We start from the raw sequence: 17466 nt of genomic DNA on the forward strand, positions 1-17466 counted from the left end.
CAGATGGGCTTCTGCCTCTGATAAACATTAAAACGCAACAATATGGAGCAAATATGGAGTTAGTACGAAATAATGAATTTTTTCTATTTAACTGTAAAATTCATTCGTAGATTGTAGGTAATAAGCGTTATTTTTTCATTATTTTTCTGAATCTTGGTTTGATTCTCAAAACAGCTTAAAAATAGGCAATAAAAAAGCAAGCTCGATAGCTTGCTTTTAAAGTGTTGAATGGCGCCTTAGAATTAAACGTCTAAGTAATCCATAATCCCTTCAGCGGCATTTCGGCCTTCGAAAATAGCCGTTACCACTAAATCTGAACCGCGGACAATATCGCCACCAGCAAAGATTTTAGGGTTGGTTGTTTGGTGAGTAAATTCACCTTTTTCTGGTGCATTGATACCACCCCAGTGATTGATTTCAACACCATACGGTTCTAGCCAATCCATTTTATGAGGTTTAAAACCAAACGCCATGAGCACCTTGGTTGCTTCAATAACATGCTCAGAACCTGCTACTTCTTCAGCACGACGACGACCATTTTCGTCCGGCTCACCAAGTTGCGTTTTCACCATCTTAACGCCAGCAACTTTACCTTGCTCGTCAACCACGATACCTTTAGGTTGAACGTTAAAGGTAAATTCTACGCCCTCTTCACGGGCATTTTTAACTTCGCGCTTTGAGCCTGGCATGTTTTCTTCGTCACGACGATAAGCACAGGTTACTTTTGCAGCACCTTGTCGAATGGAGGTTCTCACACAGTCCATTGCTGTATCACCACCGCCTAACACAACGACTTTTTCGTTCGCCATATCGATATAAGCTTGCTTATCTTCTGCATAGCCCATTACTCGGTTTGTGTTACCAATTAAGAACGGCAGTGCATCAAACACACCATCAGCATCTTCGTTTTCAAGGCCTGCACGCATACTTTGATAAGTACCAACACCTAAGAATACGGCATCATATTCTGCTAAGATTTCATCAAGCGTAATATCAACGCCAACTTCAGTGTTTAGCTGAAACTCGACACCCATTTCAGTGAAAATTTCACGACGCTTTTGCATTACTTCTTTTTCAAGTTTGAATGAAGGAATACCAAACGTAAGAAGACCACCGATTTCTGGGTGACGGTCAAACACCACAGGCTTAACACCGTTACGTACTAAAATATCCGCACAACCTAAGCCAGCTGGGCCTGCACCAATGATAGCCACTTTTTTGTCAGACCAAACCACATACGACATATCTGGTTTCCAGCCCATCTTAAAGGCCGTATCAGTGATGTATTTTTCGATATTACCGATAGTGACAGCACCAAACTCTTCTTCAAGTGTGCAAGAGCCTTCACACAAGCGATCTTGTGGACAAACTCGTCCACACACCTCTGGTAAGCTATTTGTACGGTGAGACAGCTCTGCCGCTTCTAAAATACGGCCAGTACGAATGAGCTTTAACCATTGTGGAATATAGTTATGTACTGGGCATTTCCATTCACAGTACGGGTTACCACAATCTAAACAGCGATCCGCCTGTGAGTTAACTTGTGTCTCAGAAAATGGCTCGTAGATTTCTACGAAAGATTGTTTACGTGCTGAAATTGGCTTTTTACGCGGATCAACACGTTGTACATCGATAAACTGGTATACATTTTCGCTCATACTACCCCCTTACTGAGCCTGAACACGAAGCTCTGCGCTGCTGCGCGCTCTGTGTCCGAGTAAACTTTTTACATCACTAGATTTTGGCTTAACTAATTTAAACATAGGCATGTATAAATCGAAGTTAGCTAAAATCTGCTCAGCGCGGTTTGAGCCTGTAAGCTCTAAATGCTCAGCAATGAGTCCACGTAAATGTTCTTGGTGTGACGCCAACCCTTCAAGCGTGACAATTTCAACAAGCTCAGGGTTAATGCGTTTTTCAAAGTCATTGCCTTCATCAAGAATATAAGCAAATCCCCCTGTCATACCTGCACCAAAGTTGATACCCACTTTGCCAAGTACGCAAACCACACCACCTGTCATGTATTCACAGCCGTTGTCACCAACACCTTCTACAACCGCTTGTACGCCTGAGTTACGCACAGCAAAACGCTCACCAGCGCAGCCTGCAGCAAATAATTTACCGCCTGTTGCACCATATAAACAGGTATTACCGGCAATGGTTGCTTTATGGCTTTCGAATGATGAACCCAGCGGTGGGCGAATTACTAGCTTACCGCCAGCCATGCCTTTACCAACATAGTCATTAGCATCACCAACGAGTGTCATTTCAAGGCCACCAGCATTCCACACACCGAATGATTGACCCGCTGTACCATGAAGCTCAATAGAGACAGGATCAGCAGCCATACCTTGGTTACCATGTTTAGAGGCGATATAGCCTGACAACATAGCGCCCACTGAGCGGTCTGTATTGCAAATACGGTTAACCAGCGAAATACCCGATTTTTCATCAATTGCTTGCTTGGCTTTTTCAAGCAAGGTTTCATTTAGCTGACCTAAGTAGTGTGAGCTATTTGGCGCACTACAATATAAGGTTTCACCCGTAGGGTTGTTAGGCACAGCAATCACAGACGACAGATCTACTTTCTTTTGTTTCTCTGTGTTGCCTTCAATTGCTTCAAGTAAGTCCAAACGACCAATTAAATCAGTTAAACGAGTTACACCTAAGCTTGCCATAATTTGGCGTGCTTCTTCGGCTATAAACTTAAAGTAGTTCATCGCCATTTCTGGCAGGCCATGATAATGCTTTTGGCGCAGCGTATCGTCTTGCGTTGCAACACCGGTCGCACAGTTGTTTAAGTGACAAATACGTAAATATTTACAACCTAGTGCCACCATAGGGCCAGTACCAAAGCCAAAGCTTTCAGCACCTAAAATAGCCGCCTTAATGATATCTAAACCCGTTTTAAGACCACCATCAGTTTGCAAACGAATACGATGACGTAAACCATTTTCTACCAGCGCTTGCTGGGTTTCAGCAAGACCAAGCTCCCAAGGGCTACCTGCATACTTAACAGAAGTAAGCGGGCTTGCACCTGTGCCACCGTCATAACCAGCAATGGTAATTAAATCTGCATAGGCTTTAGCTACGCCAGTTGCGATAGTACCTACACCCGGCTCAGAAACGAGTTTCACCGAGATCAGTGCATCTGGGTTTACTTGTTTTAAATCGAAAATAAGCTGGGCTAAATCTTCAATCGAGTAAATATCGTGATGCGGCGGAGGCGAAATCAAGGTCACACCCGGCACTGAGTAACGTAATTTTGCAATATACGGCGTTACTTTTTCACCCGGTAATTGACCACCCTCACCTGGTTTTGCGCCTTGCGCCACTTTAATCTGAATGACATCAGCGCTACGTAAGTAATGTGGTGTTACACCAAAACGGCCCGAAGCAACTTGCTTAATACGTGAGTTTTTCTCTGTACCGTAGCGTAGCTTGTCTTCACCACCTTCACCAGAGTTTGAACAACCACCTAAGCGGTTCATTGCAATCGCGAGTGCTTCATGCGCTTCTGGCGATAATGCACCAATACTCATTGCGGCTGAGTCAAAACGTTTGTACAGCTCAGTTGCTGGCTCTACGTCATCAACACTCACACCTGTATCAGGAATTTTCACCGCCAGCATGTCACGTAAATTGGTGATCGGGCGGTTATTTACTAAATCAGCATATGCCAAGTAGTCTTTATAATCCCCAGAGCGCACTGCCTTTTGCAGTGTTTGAATAACATCTGGGTTATAAGCATGGTACTCACCACCGTGAACATATTTTAATAAGCCACCATGACTTAATAACTTACGTTTACTAAATGCCAGCTTATGAAGTTTACGTTGGTCATCATCAAAATCAGTAAAACATGCCCCTTTAATACGACTAGCTACACCGTTAAAACAAGTTTCTACAACCGCATCTGATAAACCAACTGCCTCAAATAACATTGAGCAGCGGTACGAAGCGACAGTACTGATACCCATTTTCGACATAATTTTATACAGACCCTTATTAATCGCATTACGATAAGCAAGCGTTACTTCGCAATAGCTTTTGTTCAGGGTCTTTTTGTCGCTCATTGCAACTAATGATTCATAAGCAAGGTACGGATAAATTGCCGTTGCACCAAAACCAAGTAATACCGCAAATTGATGCGCATCACGGACACTGCCTGATTCGATGATGATATTAGATTCACAACGTAAGTTATTATCGACTAAACGCTTTTGAATTGAACCAACCGCCATCGCAGCCGGGATTGGCAAATGCGTTTCGCTAAAGTTACGGTCACTTAAAATAAGCATGACACAGCCTGACGCTGCTTTTTCTTGTGCTTCATCACAAATACGTGTGATTGCGTTTTCTAAGCCTTCTTCTAGTGTGTAAGTGATATCAATTTTACAGTAACTGTAATGCTCATCGTCAGCATTGATCAGCTGTTGCATATCAGCGTACATCAAAATCGGCGTATCAAACTGTAAACGCTTAGCATGGCCGGTTGTTTCGTTAAATACGTTTTGCTCACTACCAATACAGGTTGCCAGTGACATAACGTGATTTTCACGAAGCGGGTCAATTGGTGGGTTCGTTACTTGCGCAAATTTCTGTCGGAAGTAATCGAACAGTGAACGATGACCCTCTGACAGTACCGCAAATGGCGTGTCATCACCCATTGAACCTGTTGCTTCTTGACCATTTTCACCCATAACACGAATCACGCTATCAAGCTCTTCGTTGGTGTAGCCAAACATTTTTTGATATTTAAGCAGTGTTTCGTCATCAAAAGAACGGTTACCCGCATCTTTTTCAGATAACTGTTCAAATGGCGTTAAACGCCTAACGTTTGCTTCAAGCCATGCTTTATATGGATGGCGTGACTTAAGATCTTGGTCAATCTCATCTGAATGCCAAATTTTACCTTGATGAGTATCAATAACTAATAACTCACCAGGGCCAACACGGCCTTTCTCAACCACTTCGTCTGGCGCGTAGTCCCAAATACCTACTTCTGAAGCAAGGGTAATAAAACCATCTTGCGTGATTACATAGCGCGCAGGGCGTAAACCGTTACGGTCAAGGTTACAAGCTGCAAAACGACCGTCAGACATTACAATACCAGCTGGGCCATCCCATGGTTCCATATGCATTGAGTTAAAGTCGTAGAATGCACGTAGGTCATCATCCATAGCACGGTTTTTTTGCCATGCTGGCGGCACAAGCATACGCATTGCACGGAATAAATCCATGCCACCGGCTAAGAACAATTCAAGCATATTATCTAAACTTGAAGAGTCAGAGCCACTTTCGTTCACGAATGGTGCTGCTGATTGCAAATCAGGAATAAGTGGTGAGGCAAACTTATACGCACGGGCACGAGCCCATTGGCGGTTACCTTGAATCGTATTAATTTCACCATTATGCGCTAAATAGCGGAATGGTTGCGCCAGTGGCCAACGAGGTTGTGTATTAGTAGAGAAACGTTGGTGGAATACACAAATCGCACTGGTCATGCGAATGTCAGCTAGGTCTAAATAAAAGTTAGGTAAGTCTACAGGCATCATTAAGCCTTTATAGACAGTGACCAAACCAGATAAGCTGGCAATATAAAAATGTTCATCGTTTTCGAGGCGTTTTTCAGCACGACGACGCGCTACATACAAGCGACGCTCTAAATCTTTTGGACGCCAGCCTTCTGGTGCGCTTACAAAAATTTGTTCAAAGCCTGGTAGTTGTTTTTTTGCAATTGGCCCTAAACAAGACGCATCAGTAGGTACAACGCGCCAGCCTTGAATGCTCAAGGTTTCTTTTTCGAGTTCTTCACTCAACACATCTTTAGCTGTTTGCGCAAGTACAGGATCGGCATTTAAAAATACCATGCCAACGGCGTAGTTCTTTCCTAGGTGCCAATCATGTTCGCTGGCAATAGCGCGAAAGAAACTATCAGGTTTTTGCATTAATAAACCACAGCCATCACCTGTTTTACCATCAGCAGAAATACCACCACGGTGTTCCATGCGATCTAAGCCAGTGATTGCTGTTCGAATCAAGCGGTGACTCGCCTGACCATTGACCTGGGCTATTAAGCCAAAGCCACAATTATCTTTTTCTAATTTTGAGTCGTATAACATAGACCCCTCCCCTTGCTACAACGACTAGCGGTTCAGTCTTTTGTGACAGTGCTAGCAGACGAACAAAACTATCGCCAAATACCTCATGAGTCAATAGAGTTTTGAATACATATTCATATTCATGAATATTTCTCACTTAAGGCACTTTTTAAATTCTATGCTATTTTTTTACATTTAGTCGTATTTTACCCGTTATTTTTTTATGACACTGGTGTCAAATTTAACAACTTGTAAAAAAACAATCTAAAATCCGGACTCTTTACGTTAACGTAAACTGCAACTTGTTTTGAATAATTATTCACCTCATGAATATCAATGCAGTTTTTGACGGGGTCTCGGCTAGCCTAACTGCATCATTATTTACTATTGGCTTTAGCATAGTTACAAACTATGCATCTGAGCAGACTACCTTAGTCGCAATGACTGAGTTTCTTTACCCTTGCGTCAACAATCAGCAATCTAAAAGTGTCCGCTGCGGACACTTTTTCTGTCCGCGGACAGGCTTTAACTCACCAATCAAACATAAAATCATTAAAAATCAATAAATTAAAAACTGGCACGCTACTGGTATAGATAAGACATCAGCGAAATTGAGGATTTCAAAATGTTCACTATCAGTTTGTTTATGGCTTCTCCACTTACCATGCTTGCCGTTGGCTTCATGATTGTGTGTTTTGAGAATCGTAAGGAGTTATGATGATTAAGGATACCAGTGCCCAAGATATTACCGTGGCCAAGAAAAACACCATTAAAAAGCCAATAATAATAGCTGCAGGTGTAATACTTGTTGGTGCGCTCGGCTTTCAAGCATTATTCGCCAGTAACGATGGCAGCATTTCGGTTGATGTAGCAAGCCTACAAATTAGTGAGGTAAGCCAAAAGACACTCACCAGAGATGTGGCAGCAAGCGGTAAAATCGTTGCAGCTAATGCGCCAAAGGTTTACAGCCCTGAACGCGGCTTTGTCGATTTAAAAGTAAAAGCCGGTGACAGCGTTGAAGTAAATGAAGTGATCGCAACCGTAACCAGCCCTGAGCTAACTAACGAACTAAAACAGCAACAATCAGTATTAGCGCGATTAGAAGGCGAATTACAACGCAAGCAACTTGAAGCGCGCAGACAAAAACTAAGCCTGACTAAAGCACTAGATTTAGCGCAAGTTGAACTCAATGCCGCAGATAGAGAAAACCGCCGAGCTAAAATCTCAATCGAAAAACATTTAATTAGCCAAATAGATTTAGAAAAAGCCGTTGATGACTTAGCTCGTGCCAAGCTTTCATATAAGCACGCCAAGCAAGAAGTCAGCTTAGCTAAAGATACCCTCGCATTTGAGCTAAAAGCAGCAGAGCGTGATCTGGCACGTCAGCAACTAATTGTTGATGACTTACTCAGACAAGTAAATGAACTCACTATTACCGCAAGTGTAAGCGGCATTGTGGGTAACTTATTAGTGCAACAAAAAGAAGCGGTCACACAAAGCCAACCACTAATGACATTGGTCGATTTAAGTAACTTTGAAGCAGAACTGCAAGTACCAGAAAGCTACGCCAATGAGCTGGGTCTTGGTATGCAAGTTGAGCTTACTTTAGGTGCTCGTCATGTCACAGGTACCCTATCGGCTATATCACCTGAAGTAAATAATCGCGAGGTCACAACCCGCGTACGCTTTGACAATGAGATTTCTGGCATTCGCCAAAACCAACGCTTAACCGCACGTATTTTACTAGAGAATCGCGACGATGTATTACAAGTAAAACGCGGCGCATTCTTACAACAAGGTGGCACCCATGCTTATAAAGTTGACGGTGACATGGCTTATTTAATCGATATAAAAACCGGTGCAAGCAGTATCAATGCTGTTGAGATAATTGAAGGTGTAGAGCCTGGCGATAAGTTAATTATCTCAAACTACGATCGCTTTAAAAAAGCACCCACACTGGTTTTACGCTAACAAATAAAAGGAATAATCAACATGCTTACAATGAACAACATCAGCAAAGTGTATCAAACAGATATGGTACAAACACATGCCCTTCGTGACTTTAATCTCCAAGTAGAAGAAGGTGAATTTATTGCCGTAACGGGCCCAAGTGGCTCAGGTAAAACCACATTTTTAAACATCGCCGGTATGTTAGAACCATTTAGCGAAGGCCAATACATGTTAGACGGTATTGATGTGGGTAAACTAAACGACAACCAGCGTGCAGATCTTCGTAATCAAAAAATTGGTTTTATTTTCCAAGGCTTCAACCTTATTCCAGATTTGAACCTCTATGAAAATATTGAAGTACCACTGCGTTATCGCGGTATTAAAGCTGCTGAGCGTAAGCGCCGAATTGAGCAATGCCTAGAGCAAGTTGGTTTAGCATCACGCGCTAAACACTTACCGCAACAACTTTCTGGTGGTCAACAACAACGTGTCGCTATTGCCAGAGCCCTTGCTGGTGAACCGCGTTTTTTACTTGCCGATGAGCCAACCGGTAATTTAGATAGCTTAATGGCGCGTCAAGTGATGGAGCTACTTGAACAAATCAACCGTGATGGCGCTACTATCATCATGGTTACCCATGATCCAGAGCTTGCCCGCAGAGCACCACGTAACATCCAAGTTGTTGACGGCCAACTAGCTGACTTCACCTTGTATCAAGGCACTCAAAACCTTAAAGCGGCTGGAGTGTAACCATGTTCCTTCATTATTTAGATTTAAGCTGGCGCAGCTTTAAGCGCACGCCACTTGTGAGCTTTTTAATGGTATTGGCCATTGCCATTGGTATTGGCGTAACCATGACAAGCTTATCTGTGTATCACATGATGTCGGCAGATCCTATTCCTGAAAAAAGTAGCGACCTTTATTCTGTACAGTTACAAACCATGGATGAAGGCCGTACGTGGTGGACTGTCGATAACATGCCACTGCAATTAACTTATCAAGATGCCGTTAACCTTAATCAAGCCAAAGCAGGTGGTAAACGTGTCACTATGGTTAGAACGGGTTTTTCGGTTTATTTAGACTCAGATAAAGTTAAACCATTTATTGGACAAGCACGCCTAACCACGCCTGATTTTTTCGATATGTTTAACCTATCGTTTATTTACGGTGGGGTTTGGAGCGCGCAACAAGAAGCCGATGCGGCCCCTGTTGTGGTGATCAATAAAGAATTAAACGACAAACTATTCGCAGGTGAAAACCCTGTCGGCAAAATGGTGTACCTCGATGATGCCAGCTACGAAGTTATTGGCGTGATTGATGATTGGGATATCACCACCAAATACTATGATCTGAACAACGGTGCATTTAATAAGACCGAGCAACTATTTTTACCATTTAGCCTAATGAAAGCACGAGAGCTTGAAAACTGGGGTAATACCAATGGTTGGAAGCACGAAAAAACCAATACCTTTAACGATAAACTCAATTCAGAAATGGTGTGGTTACAATTTTGGGTTGAACTAAAAACTCCTGCAGAAAAGCAAGCTTACCAAGACTTTTTAATGGCCTATATGCAAGAACAACAAAAGCTAGGTCGTTTTAACCGCGAAAAATTAACCGCTACCTTACGCGATGTAAATGAGTGGATGCAGTACAACAATGTCGTTAGCGAAGACAACGAAATTCTGGTTGGCCTAAGCTTTATGTTTTTAGCAGTATGCCTTGCCAATATTTTAGGTTTATTACTAGCGAAATTTTTACGCCGCGCTCCGGAAGTCGGTGTGCGCCGTGCATTAGGTGCCAGCAAACGCCAAATATTCTTTCAACATATTGTTGAGGTCGCGATGTTAGGTTTCTTAGGTGGCATCTTCGGAATTATTTTGGCGCAAGTGGGCTTATTAGGCGTACGTCAAAGCTATAGCTACTACCAAAGCTTAGCCACTATGGATTTGACCATGCTACTCAGCGCACCGGTGATTGCAATTAGCACCTGTGTGATAGCGGGTCTGTACCCTGCTTGGCTGGTATGTAAAACCAACCCTGCTATTTATCTTAAGAGCCAATAAGGAAGACACCCATGTTAGAAATTAAACCTATCTTTCACGCCTTATGCCGCTCAAAAGTTGGCGCTATTTTATTACTGATCCAAATTGCCATCACCACTGCGATTGTCAGTAACGCAGCGTTTATTATTCAAGACAGAATTAGCTATTTAAGCCAAGAGACTGGCTATCCTGAACAAGACATTTTCGTTTTTAATGTCATGATGTTTGGCAAAGATGTGTCACCGTCTCAGCAATATGAGCTTGATGAAGCCATGCTTCGTCAAATACCTGGTGTAGTTGATGCTGCTTATTCAAGTAATACACCGCTTTCGGGCAGTGGCTCTTCGTCAGATTTTAGTTTAAAGCCAGCACCTGAAGAGAGTAAATCAGCGCGTAGCTCTTACATGTTTATCGATGAGCATGGTATCAATACTTATGGTGTAAAACTCATTGCTGGGCGTAACTACACCGAAGACGAAGTGATCGTTACCGATAACTATGATGAGCTTTCAAAAGTAACCGTTGTCACTAAAACTCTACTTGATGAGCTGTTCCCTGACGGCAATGGTTTAGGGCAAACTGTCTATTTTGGTGATATTCCAATGAAAATAATTGGTGTAATTGATCTTATGAAAGGCCCATGGCTTAAAGACAGCCGCCCAGATAACGTAGCACTGCTGCCTTTTATTAAGCCTGGTACAAATGCACGCTTTGTGGTTAGAACAGAGCCTGGTCAACGTCAATCGGTCATGAACCGTGTTGAAGAAGCCATGCTGAAAAACTACAACAAACGTGTTATTTCTCGCATTCGTGGCTTAGATGACGATAAAGAGTCATACATGGCTGAAGATACATTAATGATGCGCATGCTGATTGTACTTATTACTATTTTAGTGTTGGTGACGGCCCTCGGTATTTTCGGCCTAACGCTGTTCAATATTAGTAAGCGTACTAAACAAATAGGCACTCGCCGCGCTTTAGGCGCCAGAAAATCTGCCATCATCAGCTACTTCTTAGTTGAAAACGCCATGATATGTATAGTTGGTTTAGTGATTGGTGTGATTGCTGCCGTGTATTTAGGGCAATTACTGATGCAGCACTTTTCAATTGCTCAGCTTGATATTAGCTACGTACTTGCTACTGCGCTGGCAGTGTTCGCTATGAGTTTATTAGCGGTACTTGCCCCTGCAAAACGGGCTGCGAATATCTCACCGAGCATTGCAACTCGAACCATTTAGTTCTCCCAACCTATGCTACACTGGATTAACAGTGTAGCATTCATCTTGCACCCTTATTAGGAAAATAACTAAAACAATAATATGGAAAAAATACTTATCGTCGACGATAACCCAGCAATTTTGGATGCATTGTCGTTATTACTCGAAATTCACGGCTTTGATGTTGTTACAGCAAGTAACCCGTTTGAGGCAATTCAAGCCGTACAATACCAACGCATAGCGCTTGTTATTCAAGACATGAACTTTACCGCCGACACCACTTCCGGCGAAGAAGGCAAAGAACTTTTTTATGCCTTACGAGACATTAATCCTCACCTACCGATTATTTTGATCACCGCATGGACAGAGCTTTCTATTGCCGTTGAACTTGTCAAAGCAGGGGCTGCTGATTATTTACCAAAACCATGGGATGATGCCAAGCTACTTACTTGTGTAAATAACCTAATCGAGCTGGGTAAAGCAAAACAGCAAAACGAGACTTTTACCCGCCACCAGCAAGAGCGTGACGCATCTGTACAACAAGCAAATTTGGTGGGCTTGGTTTATAAAAGTACCGCTATGGAGCACATTGTTAATCTTGCGATTCAAGTTTCTAAATCGGATATTTCAGTGCTGATCACAGGCCCCAACGGCAGTGGTAAAGAGCGCATTGCGCAAATAATACAGGCCAATTCATTATTAGCAGATAAACCCTTTATCACTGTTAATGCGGGTGCTTTACCAAGCGAGCTTATTGAGGCTGAGTTATTTGGTGCAGAAGCTGGCGCCTATACAGGTATTACTAAACAGCGCATTGGTCGTTTTGAAGCGGCCGATGGTGGCACCCTATTTTTAGACGAAATTGGTAACTTGCCACTTTCTGGGCAAATGAAATTATTACGCATTTTACAAACCGGTGAATTTGAACGTTTAGGTTCAACACAAACACGTAAAGTGAATGTGCGTGTGATTTCAGCAACCAATGAAGATTTAAGCCATGCAATTAAAGCAGGTCAATTTCGAGAAGACCTTTACTACCGCTTAAATGTAATTGAGTTAAATTTACCAAGCCTTGCCCATCGCCCCGATGATATTTTAGCTTTGGTCGCACACTTTTTACCTGAGCGCACACTGTCACTAAGTACAGAAAAAGCCCTGCTCGCCCATAGCTGGCCGGGTAATGTTCGTGAGCTTGAAAATGCCTGTAAACGCGCTGGCGTTTTAAAACCCACAGGAGTGATTGAGCTTGCTGATTTTGGCTTACAAGTTGAAACAAACAGCCCAACACAAACAAGAGCAGAGCCTAACAAACAAGAGATTGAGCTTGCCATGCGCGAGTACAAAGGTGTGATTGCTAAAGTCGCTCGCCATTTTGGCTTAAGCCGCCAAGCGCTTTATCGCAGGCTTGATAAATTTAAGATTGAGTACTAATGCGTTTTTCGTTTCGATATAAAATCATAACTTTGTGTATTGCAGCGTCTACCTTGCCGCTTATATTGGTTTGTTATTTTGCGGGCATAAGCTTGCTTTACAGCCTATTAGCCCTGCTCGCTTGCGCTTTGATCAGCGGATTTTTTGCCGCCCAATTATCATCTCCGCTCATTGATGGTATGAACTCACTCGAAACCGGGCTGCTTAATTTTAAAGATGGTGAGCTGGCTACATTATTAGCTTATGATGGCAGCGATGAACTTGGTGATTTATGCCGGCTTTATAACCAAACCGCAAAACAGCTTCGCCAAGAAAAACAATGGATTTATCAGCGTGAGTTGATGCTCGACAAAGTACTGCAAAGCTCGCCACAAGCCGTGCTTTTGACTAACGACCAAGGCTTTATTGTTTATAGCAACCACAGTGCCCGCAGCTTACTTGATGCTAAATCAGCCCTTGAAGGCGCCAAGCTTGAAAACTTACTAGATTCAAGCTGCGAGCAATTAACGCGTGCCATACACAAAGGCGTTGATGGTTTATTTACCCTCGACAAAGCAGACCAAGAATCACAAACTTGGCATATGGCAACAGGCCGATTATTGCTTAATAATCAGTTTCATCAACTGTATGTTTTTAAACAACTGACCCGTGAACTAAGCCGCCAAGAAGTTGAGGTATGGAAAAAAGTTATTCGTATTATTAGCCATGAGCTTAACAACTCACTAGGGCCAATGTCATCTATGCTCCATAGTGCGCAACTTTTAACGAAAGAAGTCGATGAACCTCGTTTAAAACGGGTATTTACCACCATTGAAGAGCGCATAAAACACCTTAATGAGTTTGTACAAGGCTATGGCAAATTTGCTAAGTTACCCACCCCTCAACTATCAACGATTAACTGGCCAACGCTGATTGAGCCATTAAAAAGTCAGTGGCAGGTTGAAGTATTACTTGATGAACGTGTAACAACTGATGCTGATCACACTCAGCTCGAACAGTTACTTATAAACCTATTAAAAAATGCCTATGAATCGGGTTCAAACCCAGAAGATGTCAGCTTAACTGTGCAACAAGAAGCAAGTGGCACACACATCACGGTGAGTGATAAAGGCAAAGGTATGAGTGAAGCTGTAATGGCGAACGCACTTATTCCCTTTTACTCGACCAAAGCAACAGGCAGTGGCTTGGGGCTAGCACTGTGCAGAGAAATAGTTGAAGCGCACCACGGGCAAATTAGCTTACATAACCGCGAGCAAGGTGGATTAAGCGTGCATGTTTTGCTGCCAGCTTGAAAAACTTGATATAAAAAAAGCCGCAATCAGCGGCTTTTCTCTACACTAAATATAATTATTCAGCGTCTTTTTCTTTGTACTTTGCTGCTGTTTCAGTGATTAGTGGCTGTAATTCACCACGTTGAAACATTTCGATGATAATGTCACAACCACCGATAAGCTCGCCTTCTACCCATAGTTGTGGGAAAGTTGGCCAGTTTGCGTATGCAGGTAACTCTGCACGGATATCTGGGTTAAGTAGAATGTCAACGTAAGCAAACTGCTCACCACACGCCATAAGTGCTTGTGATGCTTGTGAAGAAAAACCACAGTTAGGTAACTTTGGTGATCCTTTCATGTAAAGAAGGATAGGATTTTCAGAAATTTGCTGTTTAATTTTATCGATGGTTTCCATTTACAACCTCAAAAAAGACATTGGCTTACTACATTGGCCTTGAAAAAGTTTCACTGTGGCCTCAGATATATAACTTAAAATCGGCATTCGTAGCCACAATTTTAAATAGTCTTTAGCAATAGCATTGCTGTTTGCTAAAACTTGAGTAAAATACTCAACAATTATAGTAACACTATAATACCACTTGGTATAGGGAAGTACGCGGTTTACCTTGCTATTACCTATAACTGAGTGGACTATCAACCAAGAAGATGGAGATAAAAAATGGCATTTGAACTACCGTCACTACCATACGCAATCGATGCATTAGAGCCACATATTTCAAAAGAGACTCTAGAGTTTCACCACGGTAAACACCACAACACTTACGTTGTGAAATTAAACGGTCTGATCCCAGGCACAGAATTCGAAAACAAATCTCTAGAAGAAATCGTATGTTCTTCAGAAGGTGGCGTATTTAACAATGCTGCACAAATCTGGAACCACACGTTCTACTGGAACAGCCTATCTCCAAACGGCGGTGGCGAGCCTACAGGCGCAATCGCTGACGCGATCAACGCTAAATGGGGTTCTTTCGACGCATTCAAAGAAGCGTTAAACGACAAAGCAGTAAACAACTTCGGTTCAAGCTGGACTTGGTTAGTTAAACTAGCTGACGGCACACTTGATATCGTTAACACATCAAATGCTGCAACGCCTTTAACTGACGAAGGTGTTACTCCAATCCTAACTGTGGATCTTTGGGAACACGCTTACTACATCGATTACCGTAACGTTCGTCCAGATTACCTAAAAGGTTTCTGGGCATTAGTTAACTGGGACTTCGCGAACGCTAACTTCGCTTAATCTTCTGTTACTAGCAGTAATCAAAAAAAGACGCTTCGGCGTCTTTTTTATTGCCAGTGCACGCCCCTTCTAAGTCGCAGCCAAACCCTCAGCCAAAAAGCGTAATCAAGATGAGCTTTTTTCAATTAAATTCTTAATTTTCTTGCGCAAAAATTCAAAATCGTGACTAAGCTTTAATTAGCCTTTGCTTTTCTCTTAATCTAATTACACGTCATTTTAGCGGGTTTTCGGAGGTCTCTATGAGTATTTTTGAGCATTACCAATCACGATACGAAGCAGCGCAAGAAGAAGAATACAGTATTGAGGAATTTCTCGAGATCTGTAAGAAGGATAAATCAGCTTATGCCAGCGCACCTGAGCGGCTATTAATGGCCATCGGTGAGCCGGAGATTATCGACACATCAACCGATGCGCGTTTAAGCAGGCTGTTTTCTAATCGCGTAGTCGCACGCTACCCTGCATTTCACGATTTTTATGGTATGGAAGATGCCATTGAACAAATCGTCTCTTATTTAAAACATGCTGCGCAAGGCTTAGAAGAATGTAAGCAAGTCCTGTATTTACTTGGACCGGTAGGTGGCGGTAAATCATCTATTGCTGAAAAGCTAAAATACTTAATGCAGCAGGTACCTATTTACTCAATCAAAGGCTCGCCTGTTAACGACCACCCTTTAGCGTTATTTGACCCAAATGAAGACGCTGAGCTATTAGAAAAAGAATATGGCATTAAACCGCGTTATTTAAAAACAGTGATGTCACCATGGGCTGCAAAACGCTTAAGCGAATTTAACGGTGATATTAGCCAATTTAGAGTGGTTAAGCGCTTCCCATCTATTTTAAATCAAGTCGCGATTGCGAAAACAGAGCCTGGCGATGAAAACAATCAAGACATTTCAGCGTTAGTGGGTAAAGTCGATATTCGCCAGCTTGAGCACTTTGCACAGAACGACCCTGATGCCTATGCCTACTCAGGTGCACTTTGTTTAGCGAACCAAGGCTTAATGGAATTTGTGGAAATGTTTAAAGCGCCAATCAAGGTGCTACACCCACTGCTTACAGCAACGCAAGAAGGCAATTACAACGGCACAGAAGGCATTAGCGCCCTGCCGTTTAATGGCATGATTTTAGCTCACTCAAATGAATCTGAGTGGCAAACATTTAAGAACAACAAAAACAATGAAGCATTTTTAGACCGTGTTTACATCGTCAAAGTGCCTTATTGTTTACGTGTGTCTGAAGAAGTTAAGATTTACAATAAGCTTCTTGAAAACAGTGAATTACATGATGCACCTTGTGCACCGGGCACATTAAAAACACTGGCACAATTTACCACTCTTTCGCGTATTAAAGAGCCAGAAAACTCAAGTATTTATTCAAAAATGCGGGTGTATGATGGCGAAAGCTTAAAAGATACTGATCCGAAAGCGAAGTCGTATCAAGAATACCGCGATTACGCGGGTGTTGATGAGGGCATGACAGGGCTTTCTACTCGCTTTGCGTTCAAGATCCTATCGCGGGTATTTAACTTCGATACCACTGAAGTGGCAGCCAACCCAGTGCACTTATTCTATGTTCTTGAACAGCAAATTGAGCGAGAGCAATTTACCGCCGATGTTGAAGAGCGTTACTTAAGCCACTTGAAAGGATACCTCATTCCTCAGTATGTAGAGTTTATCGGGAAAGAGTTACAAACAGCCTATTTAGAATCGTACTCAGAATATGGGCAAAACATCTTTGACCGCTACGTCACTTATGCAGATTTTTGGATCCAAGATCAAGAATACCGTGACCCAGATACCGGCCAGTTATTTGACCGTGCAGCGCTTAACGCAGAGCTTGAGAAGATTGAAAAACCTGCGGGTATTTCAAACCCTAAAGATTTCCGTAATGAGATAGTTAATTTCGTACTGCGGGCGCGTGCCCACAACCAAGGCAAGAATCCGCTTTGGACCAGCTACGAAAAACTTCGCACAGTTATTGAGAAGAAAATGTTCTCAAATACCGAAGATCTGCTGCCGGTTATTTCCTTCAATGCGAAAACCTCGGCTGAAGATCAGAAAAAACACGAAGACTTTGTCAATCGTATGGTTGAGAAAGGCTATACCCAAAAACAAGTACGTTTACTTTCTGAATGGTATTTACGCGTTAGAAAATCGCAGTAAAAAACGTTTGTTTTAAGGGGGTTGT

11 protein-coding genes are annotated in these 17466 nt (G+C 42.5%); 8 read left to right on the forward strand and 3 right to left on the reverse strand.

Translation table 11 applies throughout. From position 1 onward, the window contains the following. Positions 1 to 242: 242 nt before the first annotated feature. Together HUS61_RS03200 and gltB are read right to left on the reverse strand one after the other, a co-directional pair. Entirely contained in the window at positions 243 to 1658 is a 1416-nt protein-coding gene (locus tag HUS61_RS03200) for an FAD-dependent oxidoreductase (RefSeq protein ID WP_058585227.1), read from the reverse strand. 9 nt (positions 1659 to 1667) lie between these two features. Further along, positions 1668 to 6125 carry a glutamate synthase large subunit gene (gltB, locus tag HUS61_RS03205; RefSeq protein WP_175082187.1) on the reverse strand — a complete coding sequence of 1486 codons (4458 nt, stop codon included), beginning with the start codon at positions 6123 to 6125 and terminating at the stop codon, positions 1668 to 1670. A gap of 696 nt (positions 6126 to 6821) precedes the next feature. Here gltB and HUS61_RS03210 point away from each other — a divergent pair. The 6 genes from HUS61_RS03210 (at position 6822) to HUS61_RS03235 (ending at position 14039) form a co-directional block, all read left to right on the forward strand. Beyond that, the gene (locus tag HUS61_RS03210; RefSeq protein ID WP_175082269.1) at positions 6822 to 8075 is read left to right on the forward strand and encodes an efflux RND transporter periplasmic adaptor subunit; all 1254 of its coding nucleotides are present in this window, start codon (positions 6822 to 6824) and stop codon (positions 8073 to 8075) included. Positions 8076 to 8096: 21 nt separating this feature from the next. Further along, a complete protein-coding gene (locus HUS61_RS03215; RefSeq protein ID WP_054551528.1) occupies positions 8097 to 8804 on the forward strand; it encodes an ABC transporter ATP-binding protein in 708 nt (235 codons plus the stop codon). 2 nt (positions 8805 to 8806) lie between these two features. Further along, complete coding sequence (locus HUS61_RS03220) at positions 8807 to 10120, forward strand: ABC transporter permease (protein WP_175079082.1); 1314 nt, start codon at positions 8807 to 8809, stop codon at positions 10118 to 10120. An 11-nt stretch (positions 10121 to 10131) separates the two neighbouring features. Further along, a complete protein-coding gene (locus tag HUS61_RS03225; RefSeq protein WP_175079081.1) occupies positions 10132 to 11337 on the forward strand; it encodes an ABC transporter permease in 1206 nt (401 codons plus the stop codon). Positions 11338 to 11418: 81 nt separating this feature from the next. After that, positions 11419 to 12747: a sigma-54 dependent transcriptional regulator gene (locus HUS61_RS03230; RefSeq protein ID WP_175082186.1), complete on the forward strand. Its 1329-nt coding sequence runs from the start codon at positions 11419 to 11421 to the stop codon at positions 12745 to 12747. Continuing rightward, a complete protein-coding gene (locus tag HUS61_RS03235; RefSeq protein ID WP_175082185.1) occupies positions 12747 to 14039 on the forward strand; it encodes a PAS domain-containing sensor histidine kinase in 1293 nt (430 codons plus the stop codon). The genes HUS61_RS03230 and HUS61_RS03235 overlap by 1 nt, the downstream gene beginning before the upstream one ends. 55 nt (positions 14040 to 14094) lie before the next feature. Here HUS61_RS03235 and HUS61_RS03240 read toward each other — a convergent pair whose 3' ends face one another. Beyond that, on the reverse strand, positions 14095 to 14433 hold the full coding sequence (locus HUS61_RS03240; protein ID WP_054551536.1) for a Grx4 family monothiol glutaredoxin: 339 nt from the start codon (positions 14431 to 14433) through the stop codon (positions 14095 to 14097). 264 nt (positions 14434 to 14697) lie between these two features. Between HUS61_RS03240 and HUS61_RS03245 the strand changes: the two genes are divergently transcribed. Further along, entirely contained in the window at positions 14698 to 15279 is a 582-nt protein-coding gene (locus tag HUS61_RS03245; RefSeq protein ID WP_054551537.1) for a superoxide dismutase, read from the forward strand. A gap of 239 nt (positions 15280 to 15518) precedes the next feature. After that, positions 15519 to 17441 (forward strand): PrkA family serine protein kinase, encoded by a 1923-nt coding sequence (locus HUS61_RS03250; protein ID WP_054551538.1) that lies wholly within the window; start codon positions 15519 to 15521, stop codon positions 17439 to 17441. Positions 17442 to 17466 lie beyond the last annotated feature (25 nt).

The sequence above is a fragment of the Pseudoalteromonas sp. 0802 genome (genome assembly GCF_013350085.1).
Classification (GTDB): Bacteria; Pseudomonadota; Gammaproteobacteria; order Enterobacterales; family Alteromonadaceae; genus Pseudoalteromonas.

Bases quoted from the DNA above. Each gene is read 5' to 3' on its own strand.
- HUS61_RS03200 (WP_058585227.1), bottom strand. From the start codon at position 1,658: ATGAGCGAAAATGTATACCAGTTTATCGATGTACAACGTGTTGATCCG.
- gltB (WP_175082187.1), bottom strand. From the start codon at position 6,125: ATGTTATACGACTCAAAATTAGAAAAAGATAATTGTGGCTTTGGCTTA.
- HUS61_RS03210 (WP_175082269.1), top strand. From the start codon at position 6,822: ATGATTAAGGATACCAGTGCCCAAGATATTACCGTGGCCAAGAAAAAC.
- HUS61_RS03215 (WP_054551528.1), top strand. From the start codon at position 8,097: ATGCTTACAATGAACAACATCAGCAAAGTGTATCAAACAGATATGGTA.
- HUS61_RS03220 (WP_175079082.1), top strand. From the start codon at position 8,807: ATGTTCCTTCATTATTTAGATTTAAGCTGGCGCAGCTTTAAGCGCACG.
- HUS61_RS03225 (WP_175079081.1), top strand. From the start codon at position 10,132: ATGTTAGAAATTAAACCTATCTTTCACGCCTTATGCCGCTCAAAAGTT.
- HUS61_RS03230 (WP_175082186.1), top strand. From the start codon at position 11,419: ATGGAAAAAATACTTATCGTCGACGATAACCCAGCAATTTTGGATGCA.
- HUS61_RS03235 (WP_175082185.1), top strand. From the start codon at position 12,747: ATGCGTTTTTCGTTTCGATATAAAATCATAACTTTGTGTATTGCAGCG.
- HUS61_RS03240 (WP_054551536.1), bottom strand. From the start codon at position 14,433: ATGGAAACCATCGATAAAATTAAACAGCAAATTTCTGAAAATCCTATC.
- HUS61_RS03245 (WP_054551537.1), top strand. From the start codon at position 14,698: ATGGCATTTGAACTACCGTCACTACCATACGCAATCGATGCATTAGAG.
- HUS61_RS03250 (WP_054551538.1), top strand. From the start codon at position 15,519: ATGAGTATTTTTGAGCATTACCAATCACGATACGAAGCAGCGCAAGAA.